At 37.4% G+C, this 4,530-nt stretch carries 3 protein-coding genes and 3 pseudogenes; 1 reads left to right on the top strand and 5 read right to left on the bottom strand.

Translation table 11 applies throughout. The features are described from left to right. Positions 1-184 precede the first annotated feature (184 nt). The 5 genes and pseudogenes from O9332_RS13950 to O9332_RS13970 all read right to left on the bottom strand — a co-directional run. Positions 185-310: pseudogene (locus tag O9332_RS13950) on the bottom strand (type II toxin-antitoxin system HicB family antitoxin); the annotation flags it as partial. A 150-nt stretch (positions 311-460) separates the two neighbouring features. Continuing rightward, positions 461-676 (bottom strand): annotated as a pseudogene (locus O9332_RS13955) (Txe/YoeB family addiction module toxin); the annotation flags it as partial. A 37-nt stretch (positions 677-713) separates the two neighbouring features. Beyond that, positions 714-974 (bottom strand): type II toxin-antitoxin system Phd/YefM family antitoxin, encoded by a 261-nt coding sequence (locus tag O9332_RS13960; protein ID WP_002756849.1) that lies wholly within the window; start codon positions 972-974, stop codon positions 714-716. A gap of 263 nt (positions 975-1,237) precedes the next feature. After that, complete coding sequence (locus O9332_RS13965) at positions 1,238-2,857, bottom strand: HsdM family class I SAM-dependent methyltransferase (protein ID WP_002756850.1); 1,620 nt, start codon at positions 2,855-2,857, stop codon at positions 1,238-1,240. After that, positions 2,850-3,908 (bottom strand): AccI family restriction endonuclease, encoded by a 1,059-nt coding sequence (locus O9332_RS13970; protein ID WP_002756852.1) that lies wholly within the window; start codon positions 3,906-3,908, stop codon positions 2,850-2,852. Before O9332_RS13970 ends, O9332_RS13965 begins: the two co-directional genes overlap by 8 nt. 484 nt (positions 3,909-4,392) lie before the next feature. Here O9332_RS13970 and O9332_RS13975 point away from each other — a divergent pair. Next, positions 4,393-4,530: pseudogene (locus O9332_RS13975) on the top strand (photosystem II D2 protein (photosystem q(a) protein)); the annotation flags it as partial.

Raw genomic sequence — 4,530 nt, forward strand, 5'->3', positions numbered from 1 at the left:
TAAATCCTTATCTGGCAAGAGACTTAATTGATTAGTTCGCTCTAGAGCAAAAACAATTGACAAAAATCGCTAAATGCCTTTCTATATAAGGGTTCCATCCCTTATAACCCCCGTCCATTGCATAACACAAACCGAAGAGCCCAAATCTTGTTTGTTCATCCTCAAGGAGCATTTCTATCACTTCACAAAGATTTGTCCGTAATTTATCTAAAGTTTCACCTTGAGAATGTACTCCGGGGAACCCAGGGACATAACCAACATAGAGATTAGTATCAAAATCTTTTTCTACAACAGCAGTAAATGTGTTCATAACCGATACCTAATTTTTAGGCTGACCAGAATAAAAAATAATTATGACATAAATATATAAGGAGAGCGCTAACAAATCTTGGTGCGTTCCCAGGAATTTATTGGCGGAGTAATTCGGAGTTGTCGTGGGGAACGCACCCTACAGCGATGACTAATCTTGGTAATGATAGCGACAGGAAATAATTGTTAGATAATGATCATCGACAACATAAACAAGACGATTAGCTTCATCCGTACGGGACCAAAAACCTGACAAATTCTCTCTCAAGGGTTCAGGTTTACCGATTCCTTCAAAGGGATTGGATAGAGTATCTTGGATGAGCAGATTGATTCTTTTCAGGGTTTTCTTGTCCTGAGATTGCCAATAAAGATAATCTTTTCATGCTTTACTACCCCAAGCCAACTTACGCATCGATTAAATCATGTTCTTGTGTTTTACCTGCTTGATATTCTGCGATCGCTTCTTGCAAATGTTGAGCATTAGCTGCAGATCTTAAGAGATAAACTGTTTCCATCAGACTGTCATAATAACTTTTAGACATGATAACAACATCTTCTGTATCTCCTCTGACAATGAAAGTACAGTTTTTATCATTGGCTACTGTATCTATTACAGATTTAAAGTTTTTTTGGGCTTCACTAAAGTTGACAATGTTGACGCTCATCAGAGTTGTACATGGTTAAGTACAATTGTTATTATAGTTCTGTCCAAATCTGGTTGGCAAAACCCAAAGGCTTCGGGGAACGCACCCTCAAGCTAAACCGAAATAGCATCGCCCTGTTTGGGAAACTTTTCTTTAATATAGCGGAGCAGATCTGACGCAATACCATGATTGTAAATTTTCTTAAATTGCTGCCTTATCTGGCATTATACCTGATTAGAATCTGCTCCGAGACAATCACTTGCGTTAAAACAAAATAAGGCGCGTTACATTTTATTAACACACCCAACCAGATCGGCGATCGCACTATGGAGCGCAGCGGAATTGCCGTCCGGTGCAGCGCATTGTTGGGAGTCCATAAGTCTTTTGATCAGAGCATTACTCATGAGAATTGCTTTTTGGTGATCATTTTGTGCAATACTAATTACTTCTTCAGCATCTTCATCACTGATCATTTCAAATTGTTTCTGGCTTGGACATAAGCTATCATTCAAATCCCTTGGTTCAAACTTGTCTAATTCATCACCATAACTTCGTTTATTGATTTTTATTATTTCCTGTCCAATATCACTGAGCAAATACACAAATAATTTATTAATAAATTGTTCTCCGAATTTATTTGGATAAAAGGAATGAAAGCAGGTAAAATTTATTGCTGTTGTGAAATTGCGTATTACTTTTAACCTGCCCCTGCTAAAGACTCCGAATAAAATTGGAGCTGGTTTTCTATTTTCAATTTTGTACCAGGTCTTCCTTGTTTTTGTAAGATACCTCCCATGGTATCCCAATTTTTCGCCTTCTTTTATGTAATTTCGTATTTCAGAGTTGTCGTGATCTTTTACATCTAAACAATGGACTGGCTTATCCTCATTGTATAGTATATTAAAATCATGCTCAGTAAATACTGCTTTGCGGATTTGAGAGCTTTTTGTAATACACTTACAAATATTATTATCACTCAACTTCCGTTGCTCAATTTTTGATTTTTTTAACGCAAAAAATTCATTTGCGCCAGTAGCAATACCTCTCGTAAACGTACCGTATAGGGACAACTTACAGAAGCCATTTGGAGATACTTGTTCAGTGAACAATGATGAAATAATAGGTGTCCACTTTTTGTTGTATGGTAAATTCGATGGTTCGATTTCCCACTGATAGAATTTACTAATATCAGATATTTTATCTATTTCATCAATTTTTTTGATCTGTAAAATTTTAATGGTTTCTTTTTTTCCGTCATTTTTACAAAGAAGCACACAAACGGTTGTCGTTGCCTCTGGGAAAATTTCTTTTTCATTGGCAAAGATTATTATTTGCTTCAATAAATGATTTTCAAGGAGACTTTTTTTGATTTCTTTTCCGTAGCCAGTATTAAAAAATTCAAAAGGCATAATATACGCCAAGTTACCATTGATTTTAAGTTCTCTTAAAGACTTGACAAGGAATACGGAAGAGATATTAGAGTAACCGATAAGTTTCTTCCCTATTTTTTCTTCAATTTTTGGTAATATATCATGACGCTTAAGAAATTTCTGAAATCGCATATATGGTGGATTACAAATGATACCGTCAAATTTTTCAGTTTCAGCTTCGAGGTAATCACTATTGATAACTCTCAAATAAGGACTGTCACCATTACGATTGAGAAACTCAAATATATTTCTATCAATCTCATATCCAATGAAATGTACTTGATTACCTGAAGGTATTTTTATTGCTTCATCATAAAAAACGCCTAAGCCAAACGCTGGGTCTAATACTGTTTCTGGATTATCTTTTAAAACCCACTGTACCATGAGGCGAGCAACGCACATAGGTGTAAAAAACTGACCGTAATCCTTCCTATGATTAAGTGGAGTTTCAGCTATATATTTTAACTCACGCATTAATAACATCCCTTAGAAATATTTTATTATCAAGGTATCCCTTGCCGCCTGCAAAAGTGACATAAAAAAGCAGACGCCCCCTGTCTAATTCTTTCAGAGCCGATTTATGTTCAGGCATATCAATTTTTCCAATGACTTCTTTTCCAATTTGCACATTGATCTTGATCGTAGTTTTACCTTGATTTTTTACATCTCTTTCTATTGAAAAATTATTTCCATCATTGTTATCGTTTGAAACCAGTGCCAAAATATCTTTAAATGATATTATATATGCCTTGTCAAAAAATACTTGTAGATAAAAATGCTTGACATTATATTTCTGAATCCACCTGTTGACCAAGGCAACATCTTCAATTTTTGGGGTAATGCCCAAATAATCGCGTTTGTGCAGTATTTTTATATTTTCTTTGAGATTCTTCAGTAATTCAGTTAGATTTCTTAACTCTTTTGTTGATGACCATGACGGACAACGAAAGTCTAATTCTCTAAAGGTGTCATCTGTAGCATTTGACATTAGATTGTAAATTGTCTGGTTTTTTCGCCTTAATAGATCACCAAGGTCGGTATTGATTATGTCTTGTCTAATTTCTTCGCATTTTTTAATGGCCCGATCTTGTCTGTCCCGCATGAATGCCGCATATTTGTCTGCTAAAAAAGAACTTGATCTTACTTCAATCGCAGCCACAGCCTGCCTTATGTGCTGATCATTTTTAATGTCAATACTTCCATCCGGAAAGTCTCTGACCTTAAATATCAGTATATCTGGCCTCTTACCTATCGCATTAAGTTCACTCTGATATTCCATATAGAAATCAGCAAATCCATCATCACCTGCGGCTATGGATTCGGAACGCCCATATTTAACAGCAAAATAATCACCAGAATATTCATTGACTGCCTTAAAGACGATTGTTTCAGCCCAATCACCCTGTTCCTTGTTCGTGAGAAATTCGGAGTTAGCCATTGTTGGGGGCTTTCCAGTCATTTGTATTTCAGTATCAATCTCAAGTGGTGATTGCTTTATCAGGTTCAGAATATCATCTTTGTACATGAATTCTCCTTCTTGTTCAGCCCAGCCATCAATTATACCGCTCCCTGCGATCGAGCAACCCCCTCTATATTAGAACTCTTGCATAGATCCAACACCACTAAATAAAACCCTATACGACACCGTGCGGTTTAATCACCTCAATTTGGGGATAATTACCCCACAGAGGGGTCTAGCATTCCACTCAAGACGTGAAGACGACAATACCAAGCAATTGAGGCGGAATATCTCCCCATCTCCCCAAATCCCCCCGCAACGCGCACGACGTGGTCTCCCCCCGCAACGCCCAGCAACTGGTCTCCCGAAAAAATTTTAGATTTTCTTAAGATCGACCTGAAAAACATTGGCTATTTTTTCCAATATAGTGTAAGTTAAGAAAAGTAAAGATTTCTCACAATTCTTCCACACATCTGCTCGCCTGCTCAGATGGATGGAGGAGAGAGCGCGGAATCTTAGCAATAATATACATTTTTCGGAGAAAACCCCCATGACCATTGCTGTCGGACGCGCCCCAGAAAGAGGGCTGTTTGATGCTCTCGATGACTGGCTCAAAAGAGACCGTTTCGTCTTCATCGGTTGGTCTGGTTTACTACTCTTCCCCTGCGCCTTCATGGCCCTAGGTGGA

The organism is Microcystis sp. LE19-10.1B, assembly GCF_027530565.1.
Classification (GTDB): domain Bacteria; phylum Cyanobacteriota; class Cyanobacteriia; order Cyanobacteriales; family Microcystaceae; genus Microcystis; species Microcystis aeruginosa.

Coding starts and splice junctions, on each gene's coding strand:
- O9332_RS13960 (WP_002756849.1), bottom strand. CDS start 974: ATGAGCGTCAACATTGTCAACTTTAGTGAAGCCCAAAAAAACTTTAAA.
- O9332_RS13965 (WP_002756850.1), bottom strand. CDS start 2,857: ATGCGTGAGTTAAAATATATAGCTGAAACTCCACTTAATCATAGGAAG.
- O9332_RS13970 (WP_002756852.1), bottom strand. CDS start 3,908: ATGTACAAAGATGATATTCTGAACCTGATAAAGCAATCACCACTTGAG.